Below are 18,201 nucleotides of genomic sequence, written 5' to 3' on the forward strand. Positions count from 1 at the left end.
TCAGGCCAGGGAGACCACGTCCTCGGCCTGCAGCCCCTTTTCGCGCTGCGTGACCGAGAACTCCACGCGCTGCCCCTCGGCGAGCACGCGGTGCCCTTCGCCGCGAATGGCGCGGAAGTGGACGAAGATGTCCTCCCCCGAATCGCGAGAGATGAAGCCGAATCCCTTCGAGGTATTGAACCATTTGACCGTGCCGGTCTCGCGGCCCCTCGCCAGTGCCGCCGCTGGCTGCCGACGCGGCGCGCGGTGCGGCCGCGGGGTGCGGTGTTCGGACGGCTGAAACTGCAGCGCGGTGGCGATGATGACCAGCGCCAGGGCGGCGACGGTCGCTGCCACTTCGAACTCGGGGGCCAGCAACAGCGCGGTGCTCGCCTGCACCACCACGGCGGCGGCCAGCAGGCTGCTGGCGGCCACCGGTACACCATGCTTCGTGCGCGCCGGCGTGCGGTGCCAGTGCGCCGCTGCCAGTTGAATGTTCATCAGGCCCAGCAGGGCCAGTGCGATGGCGGAATTGGAGGAGGAGTCGGCTGCGCCGGATTGAATGGCAGTGAACAGTGCAAGCAGCAGGGCGATGGCGCCTGCGATCAAGGGTAAGGCTCTCGACATTTTCTTTTGACTCGTTAAATAAAGGACGACTGCAGTGGCTCGCGCGGCCGGTGAAAAAGAGAAGCCGGACGCGGGGTCACTGCAGGGCGCGTATTTAACAGCAAAAGAAGAAAGCGCCTCAAATGGGCGCTGGAAGGTAAGGGATGCAGGCGGGTGCCCGCATCCCGGGAAGGGCTCAGGCGGCGAGCAGGCTGCGCAGCATCCAGGCGGTCTTCTCGTGGACCTGCATGCGCTGGGTCAGCAGGTCGGCGGTAGGCTCGTCGCTGACCTTCTCCAGCAGCGGGAAGAGGCTGCGCGCGGTGCGGACCACCGCTTCCTGGCCTTCGACCAGTTGCTTGATCATGTCCTCGGCGGCCGGGACGCCTTCGGCTTCCTTGATCGACGACAGCTTGGCGTAGGCGCCGTAGGTGCCGGGCGCGTACTGGCCCAGGGCGCGGATGCGCTCGGCGATCTGGTCGACGGCCTGCGCCAGCTCGGTGTACTGCTGCTCGAACATGGCGTGCAGGGTGTTGAACATCGGGCCGGTGACGTTCCAGTGGAAGTTGTGGGTCTTCAGGTACAGCGTATAGGTGTCGGCCAGCAGCCGCGAAAGGCCTTCGGCGATTGCCTTGCGATCCTGCTCTTCGATACCGATGTTGATGTCCATGCGAGTCTCCTCTGTGGTTCTGTCGCTCGTTATGCCAGAAAAGCCGCCCTTGGGCGAGCCGGGCGCGCTGACGGATTGTCGCTGTTTTGAGCTGGATCAAGGCCGCCGGTTCTATCGGCGATCTCTAGGGTCTGTTGCCATTTCGTTCGCGGCAACGCAGCTCGCGACGAAACGGCAACAGACCCTATGTCCGACATGCGCTATGGCTATCGTTCCGCTCGCCCGGCGGTGGTCGGCACGGCTGCGCCTCGGCGATTAAGCGGATATACTTCCGCGCTTGTTCCCGCGGCTCAGGCCGCTCGAAAATCGAGACGAGAAGCGACCACCACCATGATGCGCAGCCACTATTGCGGCCAGTTGAACGAAAGCCTGGATGGCCAGGAGATCACTCTTTGCGGTTGGGTCCATCGCCGCCGCGATCATGGCGGGGTGATCTTCCTCGACATCCGCGACCGCGAAGGTCTGGCGCAGGTGGTGTTCGATCCGGATCGGGCCGAGACGTTCGTCAAGGCCGACCGGGTGCGCAGCGAATACGTGGTCAAGGTCACCGGCAAGGTCCGCTTGCGGCCGGCCGGCGCGGTCAACCCGAACATGGCCTCGGGCGCGATCGAGGTGCTCGGCTACGAACTCGAGGTGCTGAACCAGGCCGAGACCCCGCCGTTCCCGCTGGACGAGTACTCCGATGTCGGCGAGGAAACCCGCCTGCGCTACCGCTTCATCGACCTGCGTCGCCCGGAGATGGCCGCCAAGCTGAAGCTGCGTTCGCGCATCACCTCCAGCATCCGCCGCTACCTGGACGACAACGGCTTCCTCGACGTCGAAACCCCGATCCTCACCCGCGCCACGCCGGAAGGCGCGCGCGACTACCTGGTGCCCAGCCGCACCCATCCCGGCAGCTTCTTCGCCCTGCCGCAGTCGCCGCAGCTGTTCAAGCAACTGCTGATGGTGGCCGGCTTCGACCGCTACTACCAGATCGCCAAGTGCTTCCGCGACGAGGACCTGCGCGCCGACCGCCAGCCGGAATTCACCCAGATCGACATCGAGACCAGCTTCCTCGACGAGGCGGACATCATCGGCATCACCGAGAACATGATCCGCAAGCTGTTCAAGGAAGTGCTCGACATCGAGTTCGGCGAGTTCCCGCACATGCCGTTCGAAGAAGCCATGCGCCGCTACGGCTCGGACAAGCCCGACCTGCGCATCCCGCTGGAGCTGGTGGACGTCGCCGACCAGCTGCAGGAGGTCGAATTCAAGGTATTCAGCGGCCCGGCCAGGGACCCCAAGGGGCGCGTGGCGGCCCTGCGCGTACCGGGCGCGGCGAGCATGCCGCGCAGCCAGATCGACGATTACACCAAGTTCGTCGGCATCTACGGCGCCAAGGGCCTGGCCTACATCAAGGTCAACGAGCGCGCCAAGGGTGTGGAGGGCCTGCAGTCGCCGATCGTCAAGTTCATCCCCGAGGCGAACCTGAACGTGATCCTCGATCGCGTCGGTGCGCAGGACGGCGACATCGTGTTCTTCGGCGCCGACAAGGCGAAGATCGTCTCCGAGGCGCTGGGCGCGCTGCGTATCCGCCTGGGGCACGACCTCAAGCTGCTGACCTGCGAGTGGGCGCCGCTGTGGGTGGTGGATTTCCCGATGTTCGAGGAGAACGACGACGGCTCGCTGTCGGCGCTGCACCACCCGTTCACCTCGCCCAAGTGCTCGCCCGAGGAGCTGGAGGCCAATCCGGCCGCCGCGCTGTCGCGCGCCTACGACATGGTGCTCAACGGGACCGAACTCGGCGGCGGCTCGATCCGTATCCACGACAAGGCCATGCAGCAGGCGGTGTTCCGCGTGCTGGGCATCAGCGAGGAAGAGCAGCAGGAGAAGTTCGGTTTCCTGCTCGATGCGCTCAAGTACGGTGCGCCGCCGCATGGTGGCCTGGCCTTCGGCCTCGACCGTCTGGTGATGCTGATGACCGGCGCCAGCTCGATCCGCGAGGTCATCGCCTTCCCGAAGACCCAGAGCGCCGCCGACGTCATGACCCAGGCGCCCGGCGCGGTCGACGCCAAGGCGCTGCGCGAACTGCACATCCGCCTGCGCGAGCAGCCGAAGGCGGAATAAACACACGAACCCTGTGGGGGCGAGGAGGGCGTTCGAGCCCTTGCTCGCGATCTGGATCCACGTAGGAGCGAGCTTGCTCGCGAACCGGCATAGCACCCGTTCTTTCGCGAGCAAGCTCGCTCCTGCAGTCGAAGACAAGATGGAGTGAGTTATGGCTGGTCATTCCAAATGGGCCAACATCAAGCACCGCAAAGAGCGGCAGGATGCCAAGAAAGGCAAGATCTTCACCAAGCTGATCCGCGAACTCACGGTCGCGGCCAGGCAGGGCGGTGGCATCCCCGCGGATAACCCGCGTCTGCGCCTGGCGGTGGACAAGGCGCTGACCGCCAACATGACCCGCGACACCATCGACCGTGCGATCGCCCGTGGCGCCGGCTCCGGCGATGCGGACAACATGGAGGAGCTGACCTACGAAGGCTACGCCCCGAGCGGCGTCGCCGTGTACGTCGAGGCCATGACCGACAACCGCAACCGCACCGCGGCCGAAGTGCGCCATGTGTTCAGCAAGTGCGGCGGCAACCTCGGCACCGACGGTTCGGTGGCCTACCTGTTCGAGCGCAAGGGCCAGCTCAGCTTCGCCCCGGGTGTCAACGAGGATGCCCTGATGGAAGCGGCGCTGGAAGCCGGCGCGGACGACATCGTGACCAACGACGACGGTTCGATCGAGGTGTTCACCGCGTTCACCGACTTCATCGCGGTGAGCGAGGCGCTGACCGAGGCCGGCTTCAAGCCGGAAGAGGCCGAGATCGCGATGGTTCCTTCGACCACCGCGACGCTCGACCTGGAAACGGCGCAGAAAGTCCTCAAGCTCATCGACATGCTCGAGGACCTGGACGACGTACAGAACGTCTATTCCAACGCCGATATTCCCGACGATGTCATGGAGCAGCTCGGCTGAGCGCCGGGTCGAGGATGTCGGGATCGATGCGCGTGGCGGACGGCCGTCGCTCGACGGATGCCACGCCATGACGCTGATTTTGGGAATCGACCCCGGCTCGCGCATCACCGGCTACGGCGTGGTGCGCGATACCGGGCGCGGCTGCGAGTACGTCGCCTCCGGCTGCATCCGCACCGGCAGCGGCGAGATGCACGAGCGGCTGCAGGCGGTCTACCGCGGTATCTGCGAGGTGATCCGCCTGCATGGGCCGGTGACCATGGGCATCGAGCAGGTGTTCATGGCGCGCAACCCGGATTCGGCGCTCAAGCTCGGCCAAGCGCGCGGCGCGGCGATCGTCGCCGCCGCCGAGCAGGGCCTGGAGATTTCCGAATACACCGCGTCCCAGGTCAAGCAGGCGATCGCCGGTACCGGCGGCGCCGACAAGCAGCAGGTGCTGATGATGGTCATGCACCTGCTCAAGCTGGTGCAGAAACCGCAGATCGATGCCTCGGACGCGCTGGCCATCGCGCTCTGCCACGCCCACCATCGGCAGAGCCTGATTCCCCACGGGCTGCTCGGCGCCAGAAGGCGCGGCGGGCGGTTGAGGCTGTAGAAGCTGCCGAAACGCTGTTCGGCGCCGGCGCATTGCCTCAGAATTCGGCCCTTGGCTGAAGAGGCAATACCTTCGTGATTGGACGCTTGCGTGGCAACCTGGCGGAAAAGCAACCGCCGTACCTGATTCTCGACGTGAACGGCATCGGCTATGAAGTCGAAGTGCCGATGACGACTCTTTATCGGCTGCCCTCGGTGGGCGAGCCGGTCACCCTGCATACCCACCTGGTGGTTCGCGAGGACGCGCACCTGCTGTACGGGTTCGCCGAGAAGCGCGAGCGCGAGCTGTTCCGCGAGCTGATCCGGCTCAATGGCGTCGGGCCGAAGCTGGCGCTGGCGCTGATGTCCGGGCTCGAGGTGGACGAGCTGGTGCGTTGCGTGCAGGCGCAGGACACCTCGGCGCTGGTGAAGGTCCCCGGGGTCGGCAAGAAGACCGCCGAGCGCCTGCTGGTCGAGCTCAAGGATCGCTTCAAGGCCTGGGAAACCATGCCGTCCATCGCCCCGCTGGTGGTGGAACCCCGCTCGGGTGTGGCAGTCTCAAGCGCCGAAAGCGACGCCGTCAGCGCCCTTATCGCGCTCGGATTCAAGCCCCAGGAGGCCAGCCGCGCAGTGTCCGCCGTACAGGAAGAAGGTCTGAGCAGCGAGGAACTCATCCGCCGCGCACTCAAGGGAATGGTCTAAGTGATCGAAGCCGACCGAATCATCACCGCCTCCCCGCGTGATCGCGACGATCAGCTGGACCGCGCGATCCGTCCCCTCAAGCTCGCCGAGTACATCGGCCAGCCCGGCGTACGCGAGCAAATGGACCTGTTCATCCGGGCGGCCAAGGGGCGCGGCGAGGCGCTGGACCACACCCTCATCTTCGGCCCGCCCGGCCTCGGCAAGACCACGCTGGCGAACATCATCGCCACGGAAATGGGCGTGTCCATCAAGAGCACCTCGGGGCCGGTGCTCGAGCGCCCCGGCGACCTGGCCGCGCTGCTGACCAACCTCGAGGCCGGCGACGTGCTGTTCGTCGACGAAATCCACCGGCTCTCGCCCATCGTCGAGGAGGTGCTCTATCCGGCGATGGAGGACTTCCAGCTCGACATCATGATCGGCGAGGGGCCGGCTGCGCGCTCGATCAAGCTCGACCTGCCGCCGTTCACGCTGATCGGCGCCACCACCCGCGCCGGCATGCTGACCAACCCGCTGCGCGACCGCTTCGGTATCGTGCAGCGCCTGGAGTTCTACTCCACCGAGGACCTGGCGACCATCGTCAGCCGTTCGGCCGGCATCCTCGGCCTGCCGATCGAGCCCGAGGGCGCCTTCGAGATCGCCCGGCGCGCCCGCGGCACGCCGCGTATCGCCAATCGCCTGCTGCGCCGCGTGCGCGACTTCGCCGAGGTGCGCGGCCGCGGCGAGATCACCCGCCCGATCGCCGACCAGGCGCTGAACATGCTCGACGTCGACGAGCGCGGCTTCGATCATCAGGACCGCCGGCTGCTGCTGACGCTGATCGAGAAATTCGACGGTGGCCCGGTGGGCGTCGACAGCCTCGCCGCGGCGATCAGCGAGGAGCGCCACACCATCGAGGACGTGCTCGAGCCTTACCTGATCCAGCAGGGCTACATGATGCGCACGCCGCGCGGGCGCGTGGTGACCCGTCACGCCTACCTGCACTTCGGCCTGAACCTGCCGCGGCGGCTGGCCGCCGCGGGTACGGACGGCGCTTCCGGTGACCTGTTCGGCCCCGACGAGTCGTGAGGCAAATAAATATTGTTACCTCTCCCAATTGGCAAGCACCGGGGCTGGCACTAGAGTATGCGCGCGCAAACCCAAGCTGAGCCGTTCGTCCACCGGTGTCGCGTGTATTACGAAGACACCGATGCCGGAGGCATCGTCTACTACGTCAATTACCTCAAGTTCATGGAACGGGCTCGCACCGAGCGCCTGCGGCACCTGGGTTTCGCCCAGTCGCAGCTGGTCGGCGAGAACCTGCTGTTCGTCGTGCATTCGAGCGAGGCCCGCTATCACGCGCCGGCGCGCCTGGACGACGAACTGCTGGTGACCGCGGAACTGGTGGAGCTCAATCGTGCCAGCCTGCGTTTTCATCAGCAGGTGCGGCGGGCGGCGGACGATGCGCTGCTTTGCGACGGCCACTTCACCGTGGCCTGTGTACGTACCGACAGTCTCAAACCCCGAGCGATGCCGGCGGCGCTGCGTGCGGCCTTCGCGGGCTCGGGTCTATCCCCTGCAGGAGAGTAAGCGTGGAAGCCAACGTCGATCACATGTCCATGTGGAGCCTGGTCAGCAACGCCAGCTTCGTGGTTCAGCTGGTCATGCTGCTGCTGGTGGCCGCATCGGTCACCTCGTGGATTCTGATTTTCCAGCGCGGCAACATGTTGCGCGCCGCCAAGCGCGCGCTCGACGCCTTCGAGGAGCGCTTCTGGTCGGGCATCGACCTGTCCAAGCTGTATCGCCAGGCCGGCAGCAATCCGGATCCGGATTCGGGTGTCGAACAGATCTTCCGCGCCGGCTTCAAGGAATTCTCCCGCCTGCGCCAGCAGCCGGGCGTCGACCCGGATGCGGTCATGGACGGCGTCAACCGCGCCATGCGCGTGGCCATCTCGCGTGAGGAGGAGAAGCTGGAGACCAGCCTGCCGTTCCTCGCCACGGTCGGTTCCACCAGCCCCTACATCGGCCTGTTCGGCACCGTCTGGGGGATCATGAACTCCTTCCGCGGGCTGGCCCAGGTGCAGCAGGCGACGCTCGCCACCGTGGCGCCGGGCATCGCCGAGGCGCTGATCGCCACCGCCATCGGCCTGTTCGCCGCGATCCCCGCGGTCATCGCCTACAACCGTTTCGCCGCGCGCGGCGAGCTGCTGATCGGCCGCTACTACACCTTCGCCGACGAGTTCCAGGCGATCCTCCACCGCAAAGTGCACACTTCCGACGATTGAGGCAGTGGCCCATGGCCAGAATCCGCAACAGACGCAAACCCGTCGCCGAGATGAACGTGGTGCCCTACATCGACGTGATGCTGGTGCTGCTGGTCATCTTCATGGTGACCGCGCCCATGCTCAACCAGGGCGTCAAGGTCGATCTGCCGCAGGTCAGCAGCGACGTGCTGCCGCAGGACAACGACGCGCAGATCCTCACCATCTCGATCAAGGCGGACAAGACCTACTACTGGAACGTCGGCACCGAGGTGGACGTCGAGACGCAGCAGGAAACCGCGGTGTCGCTGGAACAACTGGTGCAGGCGGCGCGCGCCATCGTGGCGCAGAACCGCTCGCAGGGTAAGCAGATCCAGGTCTTCGTGCGCGGCGACAAGGCGGTCGACTACGGCTCCGTGATGGCCGTAATGGGCGGGCTGCAGCAGGCCGACGTGGGCAACGTCGGACTCATCACCGAGGCCCCCTGATGCAACGCGAAGAGCGCTCTTCCTCGCAGAGCCTGTTCTGGCCGACCGTGCTGGCGGTCGGTCTGCACGTGATCATCTTCGGCCTGCTGTTCGTCAGCTTCGCCATGACCCCCGAGCTGCCGCCGGCCCGTCCGGTGGTGCAGGCGACCCTCTACCAGCTCAAGTCGCAGAGCCAGGCCACCACCCAGACCAACCAGAAGATCGCCGGCGAGCAGCAGAAGACCTCGGCGCCGACTCACGAAACCGAGCAGCTCGAGCAGAAGCGCGCGGAGCAGGAGCGCCTGGCCGCGGCGCGCGAAGCCGAGCGCAAGGCCGCGGAACAAAAGGCCGCGGAACAAAAGAGAGCGGCCGAGGCTCGAAAGGCCGAGCAGGCGGCGGCTGTGGCGAAGAAGGCCGAAGAAGCCAAGCGCGCCGAGCAGCAGAAGCAGGCCGAGATCGCCAAGAAGAAGGCAGCCGAGGCGGCCGCGGCCAAGCAGAAAGCGGCCGAGGAGGCAAAGAAGAAAGCCGCCGAAGAGGCCGCAGCCAAGCAGAAGGCCGCGGAAGAAGCGAAGAAAAAGGCGGCGGCCGAGGCGGCGAAGAAAAAGGCAGCTGCCGAAGAGGCGGCCAAGAAGAAGGCGGCAGCCGAAGCGGCGAAGAAGAAGGCCGCTGCAGAGGAGGCACAACGCAAGGCGGTCGAGGACAAGAAGGCGCAGGCGCTGGCCGAGCTGCTGTCCGAAGACACCGGTTACCAGCAGGCGCTGGCCGACGAGGTCGGCGATCAGGTGGCGGGCAACCTCGACGATCTCATCGTGCGTCTGGTGAGCGAGCAGTGGCGCAGACCCCCCTCGGCACGCAACGGCATGACCGTCGAGGTGCTGATCGAAATGCTGCCCGACGGTACCATCACCAACGCCAGCGTGACCCGCTCCAGTGGCGACAAGCCTTTCGACAATTCCGCGGTCGCCGCTGTCCGCAGCGTGGGCCGTATCGCAGAAATGCAGCAACTCGATCGCGCCACCTTCGATCGCTTGTATCGTCAGCGGCGCGTCATCTTCAAACCAGAGGACCTGAGTCTGTGAACACACTGATCCGCATCGTCCTGCTCGGGCTGGCCCTGATCGCCGGTTCCGCGCAGGCGGCCGACCCGTTGATCATTTCCGGCGGCAACGACCGCGCCGTCCCGATCGCCGTCGTGCCGTTCGGCTGGCAGGGCGGCACCGTGCTGCCGGAGGACATGTCCGAGATCATCGGCAACGACATGCGCAACTCCGGTTTCTTCCAGCCGATTCCGCGGCAGAACATGATCAGCCTGCCGACCCGCGCCAGCGAGATCATCTATCGCGACTGGCGCGCGCTGGGGGCGCAGTACCTGATGGTCGGCAGCATCCAGCCGTCCGGCGGGCGCCTGCAGGTGCAGTTCGCGGTGTTCAACGTGGCCACCGAGCAGCAGGTCATGAACGGCACGGTCAGCGGTTCGCAGGACCAGTTGCGCGACATGGCGCACTACGCCGCCGACCAAGCCTTCGAATCGCTGACAGGCATCAAGGGCGCGTTCTCCACGCGGCTGCTGTACGTCACCGTCGAGCGTCTGGGCACCAGCAACACCCGCTACACCCTGCAGCGCTCGGACTACGACGGCGCCCGTGCGGTGACCCTGCTGCAGTCGCGCGAGCCCATCCTGTCGCCGTCGTACTCGCCTGACGGCAAGCGCATCGCCTACGTCTCGTTCGAACAGCGCAAGCCGCGCATCTTCATCCAGTACGTCGACACCGGGCGCCGCGAGCAGATCACCAACTTCGAAGGCCTCAACGGCGCGCCGGCCTGGTCGCCCGACGGCAACCGCCTGGCCTTCGTCCTGTCCAAGGACGGCAACCCCGAGATCTACGTGATGAACCTGGCGAGCCGCCAGCTGCAGCGCGTGACCAACCATTTCGCCATCGACACCGAACCCTTCTGGGGGCGTGACGGCCAGACGATCTACTTCACCTCCGACCGCGCCGGCAAGCCGCAGATCTACAAATTGAACATCGCCAGCGGGGCCGTGGAGCGCGTCACCTTCGTCGGCAACTACAACGCCAACCCGAAGCTGTCGGCCGACGAGAAGACCCTGGTGATGGTCCATCGCCAGGAGGGTTACACCGTATTTCGCGTGGCGGCCCAGGATCTTCAGCGCGGTAACGTGAAGATACTTTCCGAGACCAGTCTCGACGAGTCGCCCACTGTTGCGCCTAATGGCACCATGCTAATCTACGCCACCCGCCAGCAGGGCCGGGGAGTCTTGATGCTCGTGTCCACCAACGGCCGAGTGAGGCTCCCACTTCCTACCGCTCAAGGCGAAGTCCGAGAGCCATCCTGGTCCCCCTACCTGAACTGACGCGGCGTCACTTGAATCAAACCAAAAACACACTGGGGTTATTAGGAGTCACATGATGGAAATGCTGAAATTCGGTAAGTTCACCGCGCTGGCGCTGGCCATGGCCGTTGCCGTGGGCTGTTCCTCCAAGGGCGGCGACGATTCCGGCGAAGGCTCGGGCGCTGCGATCGATCCGAATGCCGGCTATGGCGCCAGCACCGGTACGCTGGACGGTTCCGCGAGCGAAGAAGCCGCTCTGCGCGCCATCACCACCTTCTACTTCGAGTACGACAGCTCCGACCTCAAGCCGGAAGCCATGCGTGCCCTGGACGTCCATGCTCGCGACCTGAAGGCCAACGGCGCCCGCGTCGTGCTGGAAGGCCACGCCGACGAGCGCGGCACCCGCGAGTACAACATGGCCCTGGGCGAGCGCCGTGCTCAGGCCGTGCAGCGTTACCTGGTGCTGCAGGGTGTTTCCCCGGCTCAGCTGGAACTGGTCTCCTACGGCGAAGAGCGTCCGGTCGCCATGGGCAACGACGAGCAGTCCTGGGCCCAGAACCGCCGCGTCGAACTGCGCAAGTAAGTCGCCATGAACTGCCGCCGCCTCCTCGCCATCCTCGCGCTCAGCCTGCCCTGCGCAGCCTGGGCACAGGCGCCCATCATCGAGAGCGACTCCGGTGCCGGTTACGGTACCCAGAGCCCTTCCGCTGGCGGGCAGGGCGCTGGCGGCGGCAGTGCAGGTGCCTATGCCGGCGGCGGGGCCAGTACCCCGGCGTCGGCAGAAGGCATGCTGTTCATGCAGTTGCAGCAGTTGCAGGAAGAAATCACCGAGCTGCGTGGCTTGGTGGAAGTCCAGCAGAACGAGATCGAGCGCCTGAGGCGCGAGAGCCTCGAGCGTTACCAGGATCTGGATCGACGTCTTTCGACGAATCCGCCGCCCTCCGGCGCTTCGAGCAGCCAGAATTCCCCCGCTGTCGGCGCCATCGATGCCGGCGGCACCCCGACGCCGCCCGCGCCCGCCGCCCAGGCCGGCAGCGAGTCGGCCGATCCGGCGAAGGAAAAGCTGTACTACGACGCGGCCTTCGACCTAATCAAGGCCAAGGACTTCGACAAGGCCAGCCAGGCCTTCACCGCCTTCCTGCGCCGTTATCCCGACAGCCAGTACGCCGGCAATGCCCAGTACTGGCTCGGCGAGGTGAACCTCGCCAAGGGCGACCTCCAGGCCGCCGGCCAGGCCTTCGCCCGCGTCAGCCAGTCCTATCCGGACCACAACAAGGTGCCGGATTCGCTCTACAAGCTGGCCGACGTCGAGCAGCGCCTGGGCAATCGCGACAAGGCCCAGGGCATTCTGCAGCAGGTCGTCTCCCAGTACCCCAACAGCTCCGCCGCCCAGCTCGCGCAGCGTCAGCTGAGCCGTCAGTAACCGTCCTCCGTCCGCAACGCGGAGCGCTGCGCCGGCTTCCGATGCGCCGTGCGTCCGGACGGGGCGGACCTCTTACCGCAGCCAGAGGTATACCCGTGAACGAAAAGAAGGCGGTCATCCTGCTTTCCGGCGGCCTGGATTCGGCCACTGTCGTCGCGATGGCGCGTGCCGAGGGTTATGCCTGCCATACCCTGAGCTTCGACTATGGCCAGCGGCATCGGGCCGAACTGCAGGCCGCCGAGCGCATCGCCCGCCAGCTCGGCGCGGTTCGGCACAAGGTCGTGGGGCTGACGCTGGACGACATCGGCGGCTCGGCGCTCACCGACACGAGCATCCCCGTCCCGGATCATGAGACCCAGGGCATCCCGGTGACCTACGTGCCGGCGCGCAATACCGTGTTCCTGGCGCTGGCCCTCGGCTGGGCCGAGGTGATCGGTGCGCGGGACATCTTCATCGGGGTCAATGCGGTGGATTATTCCGGCTACCCGGATTGCCGGCCCGAGTTCATCCAGGCCTTCGAGCAGGTGGCCAACCTCGCCACCAAGGCCGGTGTCGAAGGGCAGGGGTTCAGGATCCAGGCGCCACTGCAGACCTTGAGCAAGGCGCAGATCATCCAGGCGGGCGTGGGGCTGGGCGTCGACTACGGGTTGACGGTGTCCTGCTACCAGGCCGACGAAGACGGCCGAGCCTGCGGGCGCTGCGACAGCTGCCGCCTGCGTGCCAGGGGCTTTGCCGATGCGGGAATCGCCGACCCGACCCGCTATGTCTGATTTTATTTGTCGGAACGTATTGATTTAGCCAATAAAATCAGTATCATGCGCTTCGCGTTGGGTCGTTAGCTCAGTCGGTAGAGCAGTTGGCTTTTAACCAATTGGTCGTAGGTTCGAATCCTACACGACCCACCATAATTCGCTGAATGCAGAAGAAAACCGGAGCCGCGAGGCGTCCGGTTTTTTTTCGTCTCGAGCGGCTGTGCCGCTGCTCGTGGAGCCCGCAGGCCCCGAGCCGGCCAGGGGCCTGCATTGCTTTTCAGTCCGGCGCACCATGGGCTAGTATCCGGCCTCCAGCCCCATGCGAGCCGTCGCAACGTCCCGTCACGACGCTCGAACGAGCCCGGCAGAGGCCGATATCCGTAGTTTCGCGCGCGTCGCGCCAGCAGGTCGTACCATGTCGCAGATACCCGAGCGCATCCTTGTCCAGGCCCATCTGGCTGCCAGACAGCCCGTTCCGCTCACGCCCGAACGCGAAGCGCAGTTGCGCCGCGAAATCGCCGAGGAGCTCGAGCGTCAGGATGCCGTCCTGGTCGCCCACTTCTATACCGATCCGGTGATCCAGGCGCTCGCCGAGGAGACCGGCGGTTGCGTGTCCGACTCGCTGGAAATGGCCCGCTTCGGCAACCAGCATCCGGCGCGCACCGTGGTGGTCGCGGGCGTGCGCTTCATGGGCGAGACCGCCAAAATCCTCAACCCGGAAAAGCGTGTGCTGATGCCAACGCTGGAGGCGACCTGTTCGCTCGACCTCGGCTGCCCGGTGGAGGAGTTCTCCGCCTTCTGCGACCAGCACCCCGAGCGCACGGTGGTGGTCTATGCCAACACCTCGGCGGCGGTGAAGGCCCGGGCCGACTGGGTGGTGACCTCCAGCTGCGCGCTGGAGATCGTCGAGAGCCTGGTGGACAACGGCGAAACGATCATCTGGGGTCCGGACCGCCACCTGGGGCGCTACATCCAGCGCGAGACCGGTGCCGACATGCTGATCTGGGATGGCGCCTGCATCGTCCACGAGGAGTTCAAGGCCAAGCAATTGGCCGACCTGAAAGCGTTGTATCCCGATGCCGCGGTGCTGGTGCATCCGGAGTCGCCGGAGACGGTCATCGAACTGGCCGACGCGGTCGGCTCGACCAGCCAGATGATCAAGGCGGCGCAAACGCTGCCCAATTCCACCTTCATCGTCGCGACCGACCGCGGCATCTTCTACAAGATGCAGCAGCTGTGTCCGGACAAGCAGTTCATCGAGGCGCCCACCGCCGGGAACGGGGCGGCCTGCCGCAGCTGCGCGCACTGCCCGTGGATGGCGATGAACACGCTGGAGCGAACGCTCGACTGCCTGCGCACCGGCAGCAACGAGATCCAGGTGGACCCGGCCCTCGTCCCGCGGGCGGTCCGGCCGCTCAAGCGGATGCTCGACTTCACCCAGGCGGCGCGCCTGAAGCTGGCCGGCAACGCCTGAGGCTGGCGGCGAGCGCCCGCTCGCCGACTCAGCGCAGCATCTGGTCGACCATGCGCTTCTCTTCCATCAGCTGCTTCTGGCGTGCGTCGATGCGCGCGGAAACCTGGAAGTTGCTTGCCCGGCGCTTGGCGAAGTCCAGTTGCTGGATCGCCTGGTCGTAGTCGCCCACCAGCGAGAAATATTCTGCGCGCGCCTCGTGCAGGCCGACGATGTTGCCGGTCAGCCCGCGAATCTCCGCCACCTGATACCAGACGTCCGGGTCCTTGTTGCGTTGCCCGACGAGGGCGTCGAGCGCCTGCTCGGCCTCCGCCCGCTTGCCTTCCTTGATCAGCAGGTCGATGTTCGCCTGTCGCACCGGATAGCTGGAGGGATAGAGCTGCCGCAGCCGATCGAGCCGCGTGCGCGCGGCCTGCAGGCGGTTGGCGGTGATGTCCAGTTCGATGCGTGCGAGGTTGTAGACCGCGTCGTCCGGCGCCTGCGCCAGCAGGGCGTCGAGTTCGGCGGCGGCTTCCTGCAACTGGCCGCTGCGGATGTGGGCCAGGGCCAGGCCGTAGCGGGCGGCCGGCTGATCCGGATTCTCGCTGAGCAGGGCGCGGAAGCGCTTGGCGCTGACGCCCGGGGTCTGCTCGAAATGCAGCTCCATGCGCGCGCGCATCTGCTGGTAGCGCACGCTGTCCTCGGTGCCGCCGGTGGGCAGCTGCGAGGCGCGGTTGCGGGTGTCGGCGATCCGCGATTCGGTGACCGGGTGGGTCAGCAGGAACTCCGGTGGCTTCTGGTCGTAGCGGTACTGGCGCAGCAGCCGTTCGAACATCTGCGGCATGGCGAGCGGATCGTAGCCGGCGCGCTCCAGATTGAGCAGGCCGATGCGGTCGGCCTCCTGTTCGTTCTGCCGCGAGAACGAGCGTTGCGCCTGGATCGCCGCTGCCTGGCTGGAGGCGATGGCGGCGATCCCGGCGTCGCCGGCGCCCGCCGCGGCGGCCACCACGCCGGCCAGCAGGGCGGCCATCAGCGGCAGCTGCATGCGCTGCTGCGCCTCGAGCCCGCGGGCGAAATGGCGCTGCGACAGGTGCGCCAGTTCGTGCGCGAGCACCGAGGCGTATTCGGCTTCGGTCTGCGCATGCAGGAACAGCCCGCCGTTGACGCCGATGATCCCGCCGGGCGCGGCGAAGGCGTTCAGCTGCGGGCTTTCCAGCAGCACGAACGCCAGGCGCCGGTCTTCCAGCTGGCTGGTTTCGGCCAGGCGGTAGACGCTGGTCTCCACGTAGTCCTTCAGCAGCGGATCGGACAGCTGCTCGACCTGGCGGCGCAGCAGGCTCAGCCAGGCGCGGCCGAGCAGATGCTCCTGTTCCGGCGACACGATGCTCGAGCTCGCATCGCCCAGCGAAGGCAGGTCGCTGGCGGCGTGGGCGGGGGTGGCCAGCAGGCAGGCGAGCGTCAGCAGGGTGGGGCGCAGCAGGTTCATCCGGTCGGGCTCGTGTAGGCAGAAACGCTACTGTAGCCTCCTGTTGCAGCGGCTGGCCAGCAGTGGTCCTGGCTCGGTATTCTCTCGCCTTTGAAGGAGAGACGGATGCCACAAGACACTGCCGGGACGCCCCCTCACGACGTCGAGCTGGACGCTTCCGGGCTCAATTGCCCGATGCCCCTGCTCAAGGCCAAGCTCGAGCTCAACCGCATGGACAGCGGGAAGGTGCTCAAGGTGACCGCCACCGACCCGGGCTCGCAGCGCGACTTCCGCAGCTTCGCCACTATCGCGGGGCATGCCCTGCTGCGCGAGGAGTGCGTGTCTGGCGTGTTCCATTACTGGTTGCGCAAGGCGTGAGGCAGGGGACGGTCATGCTGCAGGTCGTGCGCCGCTGGATCCATCGCTACTTCTCCAACGAGGAAGCGCTGGTCCTGATGCTGCTGCTGATCGCCGTTTTCGCGATCGTGCTGACACTGGGCGACATCCTGGCGCCGGTCATCGCCGGGCTGGTGCTCGCCTACCTGATGCAGGGGGTGGTGGCCAAGCTGGAACAGTGGCGGGTGCCGCACCTGGCGGCGGTGTGGCTGGTGTTCACGCTGTTCGTCGGGGCGCTGGCGCTGTGCATGCTGGTACTGGTTCCGCTGCTCTGGCAGCAGGTGCAGAACCTGTTCAACGAATTGCCGCGCATGCTCACCGAGTGGCAGGCGTTGCTCCTGCTGTTGCCCGAGCGCTATCCGCAACTGATTACCGAGGCTCAGGTGCTGCAGGCGATTGGCGGCTTCCGCGGCGAACTCGGGCGGTTCGGGCAGGTCCTGCTGACCTCGTCGCTGTCGAACCTGCCCCTGCTGCTGGGGCTGATGATCTACCTGGTGCTGGTGCCGATCCTGGTGTTCTTCTTCCTCAAGGACCGCGAGCAGATCGCCGCCTGGATCGGCGGCTACATGCCGCGCGAACGGGGCCTGATCGTCCAGGTGGCCGGCGAAATGAACCAGCAGATCGCCAACTACATCCGCGGCAAGGCGATCGAGATCCTCATCTGCGCCGTGGTGTCATACGCCGTGTTCGCCTACATGAAGCTGAACTATGCGGCCCTGCTCGCGCTGCTGGTCGGCCTGTCGGTGGTGGTGCCCTACATCGGCGCCACGGTGGTGACCGTCCCGATCGCGCTCATCGGGCTGTTCCAGTGGGGCTGGGGCGACCAGTTCCTCTACCTGATGATCGCCTACGCCATCATCCAGGCGCTGGACGGCAACGTGCTGGTGCCGCTGCTGTTCTCCGAGGCGGTGAACCTGCACCCGGTGGCGATCATCTGCGCGGTACTGCTGTTCGGCGGGCTCTGGGGCTTCTGGGGCGTGTTCTTCGCGATTCCGCTGGCCACCCTGTGCAAGGCGGTGATCAACGCCTGGCCAAGGCAGGGGGTGGTGGCCCCGCCGCTCGGCGAGGCCTGAGGGGGAGGGCGGTCAGCCGCGGGCGAGGGCCTGCGCCGCTGCCAGCACGGCGTCCACGTGGCCGGGTACCTTGACCCCGCGCCATTCGCGCCGCAGTACGCCCTCGCGGTCGATGAGGAAAGTGCTGCGGTCGATGCCGAGGTATTCCTTGCCGTAGAGCTTCTTCAGCTTGATCACGTCGAACAGCTTGCACAGCGTCTCGTCCGGATCGGAAATGAGCTCGAACGGAAAGCCCTGCTTGCTGCGAAAGTTCTCGTGGCTCCTCAGGCCGTCGCGCGAGACGCCGAATACCAGGGTGTCGGCGGCGAGGAAGTCCTGGTGGCGGTCGCGGAAGCGCTGGCCCTGGGTGGTGCAGCCCGGGGTGCTGTCCTTGGGGTAGAAGTAGAGCACCACCTGCCGGCCTTTCAGCTCCTCCAGGCGGACCGTCTGGCCGCTGGTGGCCTGGGCTTCGAAGGCGGGAACGGGTTGGTCGAGCGTCACGGCCATGGGGTGTCCTTAGGTGTTCTGCGGGCGCCAGGGTTCGATCAGGGCGTCCAGGTTGAGGGCGTCGGCGAAGTCGAGGAACTGGTCGCGCAGCCAGCTGATCTGGGTGCCGGCCGGCAGGGTGACCGTCAGGGTGGCGTTGAGCATGGTGCCGCCGGTCTGCGGTGCCAGGTAGGTGTCGCAGGTCATGCTTTCCAGTTCGACGCGGTGGTCGCTGAAGAACTGGCACAGCTCGCTGAGGATGTCCGGCCGATAGGCGGCGCTGACGTAGGCGACGTAGGGCAGCGCCTGCGGGCGCACTTCCATCGCTGCGCTGCGTACCACGTCGGTGCTGAAACCGTGGCGCTTGGCCAGCCCTGGCAGGGCCGATTCCATCCGCGCCAGCGCATCCCAGCTGCCGGAGATCTGCAGCACCAGCGCGCTGTACTCGCCATGCCGGCTCAGGCGGCTGCTGACGATGGCGCAGCGGTTTTCGTGACAGGCGCGCGAGAGTACGTTGGTCAGCTCCATGGGGTTCGGACCCAGGGCGCTGATGACGAGGAACTGTTCGCGTACGGTAGCGGTGGACATGCGG

General features: G+C 66.3%; 21 protein-coding genes and 1 tRNA gene. 17 read left to right on the top strand and 5 right to left on the bottom strand.

Translation table 11 applies throughout. The annotated features are described in order from the left end of the window. The gene (locus H610_RS26105; RefSeq protein WP_028238513.1) at positions 1-606 is read right to left on the bottom strand and encodes a cold-shock protein; all 606 of its coding nucleotides are present in this window, start codon (positions 604-606) and stop codon (positions 1-3) included. 175 nt (positions 607-781) lie between these two features. Next, a complete protein-coding gene (locus H610_RS0104150; RefSeq protein WP_028238514.1) occupies positions 782-1,252 on the bottom strand; it encodes a Dps family protein in 471 nt (156 codons plus the stop codon). A 330-nt stretch (positions 1,253-1,582) separates the two neighbouring features. Here H610_RS0104150 and aspS point away from each other — a divergent pair, with 330 nt between their 5' ends. The 15 genes from aspS to nadA all read left to right on the top strand — a co-directional run bounded on the left by aspS (position 1,583) and on the right by nadA (position 14,234). Then, positions 1,583-3,358: an aspartate--tRNA ligase gene (gene aspS, locus H610_RS0104155; RefSeq protein WP_028238515.1), complete on the top strand. Its 1,776-nt coding sequence runs from the start codon at positions 1,583-1,585 to the stop codon at positions 3,356-3,358. A 151-nt stretch (positions 3,359-3,509) separates the two neighbouring features. Then, the gene (locus tag H610_RS0104165; protein WP_028238516.1) at positions 3,510-4,256 is read left to right on the top strand and encodes a YebC/PmpR family DNA-binding transcriptional regulator; all 747 of its coding nucleotides are present in this window, start codon (positions 3,510-3,512) and stop codon (positions 4,254-4,256) included. Between the two features lie 67 nt (positions 4,257-4,323). Further along, complete coding sequence (ruvC, locus tag H610_RS0104170; protein WP_028238517.1) at positions 4,324-4,848, top strand: crossover junction endodeoxyribonuclease RuvC; 525 nt, start codon at positions 4,324-4,326, stop codon at positions 4,846-4,848. Between the two features lie 74 nt (positions 4,849-4,922). Further along, entirely contained in the window at positions 4,923-5,528 is a 606-nt protein-coding gene (gene ruvA, locus H610_RS0104175; RefSeq protein ID WP_028238518.1) for a Holliday junction branch migration protein RuvA, read from the top strand. Continuing rightward, complete coding sequence (gene ruvB / locus H610_RS0104180) at positions 5,529-6,593, top strand: Holliday junction branch migration DNA helicase RuvB (protein WP_028238519.1); 1,065 nt, start codon at positions 5,529-5,531, stop codon at positions 6,591-6,593. 57 nt (positions 6,594-6,650) lie between these two features. Further along, on the top strand, positions 6,651-7,094 hold the full coding sequence (ybgC, locus tag H610_RS0104185) for a tol-pal system-associated acyl-CoA thioesterase (protein WP_028238520.1): 444 nt from the start codon (positions 6,651-6,653) through the stop codon (positions 7,092-7,094). A gap of 2 nt (positions 7,095-7,096) precedes the next feature. Next, positions 7,097-7,789, top strand: a complete 693-nt coding sequence (gene tolQ, locus H610_RS0104190; protein ID WP_028238521.1) for a protein TolQ — start codon at positions 7,097-7,099, stop codon at positions 7,787-7,789. 11 nt (positions 7,790-7,800) lie between these two features. Next, positions 7,801-8,253, top strand: coding sequence for a protein TolR (gene tolR / locus H610_RS0104195; RefSeq protein WP_028238522.1), 453 nt, complete (start codon positions 7,801-7,803; stop codon positions 8,251-8,253). After that, the gene (gene tolA / locus H610_RS0104200; RefSeq protein ID WP_028238523.1) at positions 8,250-9,311 is read left to right on the top strand and encodes a cell envelope integrity protein TolA; all 1,062 of its coding nucleotides are present in this window, start codon (positions 8,250-8,252) and stop codon (positions 9,309-9,311) included. Before tolR ends, tolA begins: the two co-directional genes overlap by 4 nt. Then, the gene (tolB, locus tag H610_RS0104205; protein ID WP_028238524.1) at positions 9,308-10,606 is read left to right on the top strand and encodes a Tol-Pal system beta propeller repeat protein TolB; all 1,299 of its coding nucleotides are present in this window, start codon (positions 9,308-9,310) and stop codon (positions 10,604-10,606) included. The genes tolA and tolB overlap by 4 nt, the downstream gene beginning before the upstream one ends. A gap of 55 nt (positions 10,607-10,661) precedes the next feature. Next, positions 10,662-11,168 carry a peptidoglycan-associated lipoprotein Pal gene (gene pal / locus H610_RS0104210; RefSeq protein WP_028238525.1) on the top strand — a complete coding sequence of 169 codons (507 nt, stop codon included), beginning with the start codon at positions 10,662-10,664 and terminating at the stop codon, positions 11,166-11,168. 6 nt (positions 11,169-11,174) lie between these two features. After that, positions 11,175-12,008, top strand: a complete 834-nt coding sequence (gene ybgF, locus H610_RS0104215) for a tol-pal system protein YbgF (RefSeq protein WP_043237583.1) — start codon at positions 11,175-11,177, stop codon at positions 12,006-12,008. A gap of 95 nt (positions 12,009-12,103) precedes the next feature. Beyond that, positions 12,104-12,778 (top strand): 7-cyano-7-deazaguanine synthase QueC, encoded by a 675-nt coding sequence (gene queC, locus H610_RS0104220; RefSeq protein ID WP_028238527.1) that lies wholly within the window; start codon positions 12,104-12,106, stop codon positions 12,776-12,778. A gap of 59 nt (positions 12,779-12,837) precedes the next feature. After that, positions 12,838-12,913, top strand: a tRNA-Lys gene (locus H610_RS0104225). Between the two features lie 262 nt (positions 12,914-13,175). Then, positions 13,176-14,234: a quinolinate synthase NadA gene (gene nadA / locus H610_RS0104230; RefSeq protein ID WP_028238528.1), complete on the top strand. Its 1,059-nt coding sequence runs from the start codon at positions 13,176-13,178 to the stop codon at positions 14,232-14,234. A 28-nt stretch (positions 14,235-14,262) separates the two neighbouring features. Here nadA and H610_RS0104235 read toward each other — a convergent pair whose 3' ends face one another. After that, a complete protein-coding gene (locus H610_RS0104235; protein WP_028238529.1) occupies positions 14,263-15,696 on the bottom strand; it encodes a M48 family metalloprotease in 1,434 nt (477 codons plus the stop codon). 105 nt (positions 15,697-15,801) lie between these two features. Between H610_RS0104235 and H610_RS0104240 the strand changes: the two genes are divergently transcribed. Continuing rightward, positions 15,802-16,053: a sulfurtransferase TusA family protein gene (locus tag H610_RS0104240; protein WP_028238530.1), complete on the top strand. Its 252-nt coding sequence runs from the start codon at positions 15,802-15,804 to the stop codon at positions 16,051-16,053. A 14-nt stretch (positions 16,054-16,067) separates the two neighbouring features. Next, positions 16,068-17,144, top strand: a complete 1,077-nt coding sequence (locus tag H610_RS0104245; protein WP_028238531.1) for an AI-2E family transporter — start codon at positions 16,068-16,070, stop codon at positions 17,142-17,144. A gap of 12 nt (positions 17,145-17,156) precedes the next feature. Here H610_RS0104245 and H610_RS0104250 read toward each other — a convergent pair whose 3' ends face one another. Both H610_RS0104250 and H610_RS0104255 read right to left on the bottom strand, forming a co-directional pair. After that, a complete protein-coding gene (locus tag H610_RS0104250) occupies positions 17,157-17,630 on the bottom strand; it encodes a peroxiredoxin (RefSeq protein WP_028238532.1) in 474 nt (157 codons plus the stop codon). Positions 17,631-17,639: 9 nt separating this feature from the next. Further along, positions 17,640-18,197 (bottom strand): glycine cleavage system protein R, encoded by a 558-nt coding sequence (locus H610_RS0104255; protein WP_028238533.1) that lies wholly within the window; start codon positions 18,195-18,197, stop codon positions 17,640-17,642. Positions 18,198-18,201: the final 4 nt, after the last annotated feature.

Origin of the sequence: Stutzerimonas azotifigens DSM 17556 (assembly GCF_000425625.1) — a bacterium.
Lineage (GTDB): Bacteria > Pseudomonadota > Gammaproteobacteria > Pseudomonadales > Pseudomonadaceae > Stutzerimonas > Stutzerimonas azotifigens.

Bases quoted from the DNA above. Each gene is read 5' to 3' on its own strand.
- H610_RS26105 (WP_028238513.1), bottom strand. From the start codon at position 606: ATGTCGAGAGCCTTACCCTTGATCGCAGGCGCCATCGCCCTGCTGCTT.
- H610_RS0104150 (WP_028238514.1), bottom strand. From the start codon at position 1,252: ATGGACATCAACATCGGTATCGAAGAGCAGGATCGCAAGGCAATCGCC.
- aspS (WP_028238515.1), top strand. From the start codon at position 1,583: ATGATGCGCAGCCACTATTGCGGCCAGTTGAACGAAAGCCTGGATGGC.
- H610_RS0104165 (WP_028238516.1), top strand. From the start codon at position 3,510: ATGGCTGGTCATTCCAAATGGGCCAACATCAAGCACCGCAAAGAGCGG.
- ruvC (WP_028238517.1), top strand. From the start codon at position 4,324: ATGACGCTGATTTTGGGAATCGACCCCGGCTCGCGCATCACCGGCTAC.
- ybgC (WP_028238520.1), top strand. From the start codon at position 6,651: ATGCGCGCGCAAACCCAAGCTGAGCCGTTCGTCCACCGGTGTCGCGTG.
- tolR (WP_028238522.1), top strand. From the start codon at position 7,801: ATGGCCAGAATCCGCAACAGACGCAAACCCGTCGCCGAGATGAACGTG.
- pal (WP_028238525.1), top strand. From the start codon at position 10,662: ATGGAAATGCTGAAATTCGGTAAGTTCACCGCGCTGGCGCTGGCCATG.
- ybgF (WP_043237583.1), top strand. From the start codon at position 11,175: ATGAACTGCCGCCGCCTCCTCGCCATCCTCGCGCTCAGCCTGCCCTGC.
- nadA (WP_028238528.1), top strand. From the start codon at position 13,176: ATGTCGCAGATACCCGAGCGCATCCTTGTCCAGGCCCATCTGGCTGCC.
- H610_RS0104235 (WP_028238529.1), bottom strand. From the start codon at position 15,696: ATGAACCTGCTGCGCCCCACCCTGCTGACGCTCGCCTGCCTGCTGGCC.
- H610_RS0104240 (WP_028238530.1), top strand. From the start codon at position 15,802: ATGCCACAAGACACTGCCGGGACGCCCCCTCACGACGTCGAGCTGGAC.
- H610_RS0104245 (WP_028238531.1), top strand. From the start codon at position 16,068: ATGCTGCAGGTCGTGCGCCGCTGGATCCATCGCTACTTCTCCAACGAG.
- H610_RS0104250 (WP_028238532.1), bottom strand. From the start codon at position 17,630: ATGGCCGTGACGCTCGACCAACCCGTTCCCGCCTTCGAAGCCCAGGCC.
- H610_RS0104255 (WP_028238533.1), bottom strand. From the start codon at position 18,197: ATGTCCACCGCTACCGTACGCGAACAGTTCCTCGTCATCAGCGCCCTG.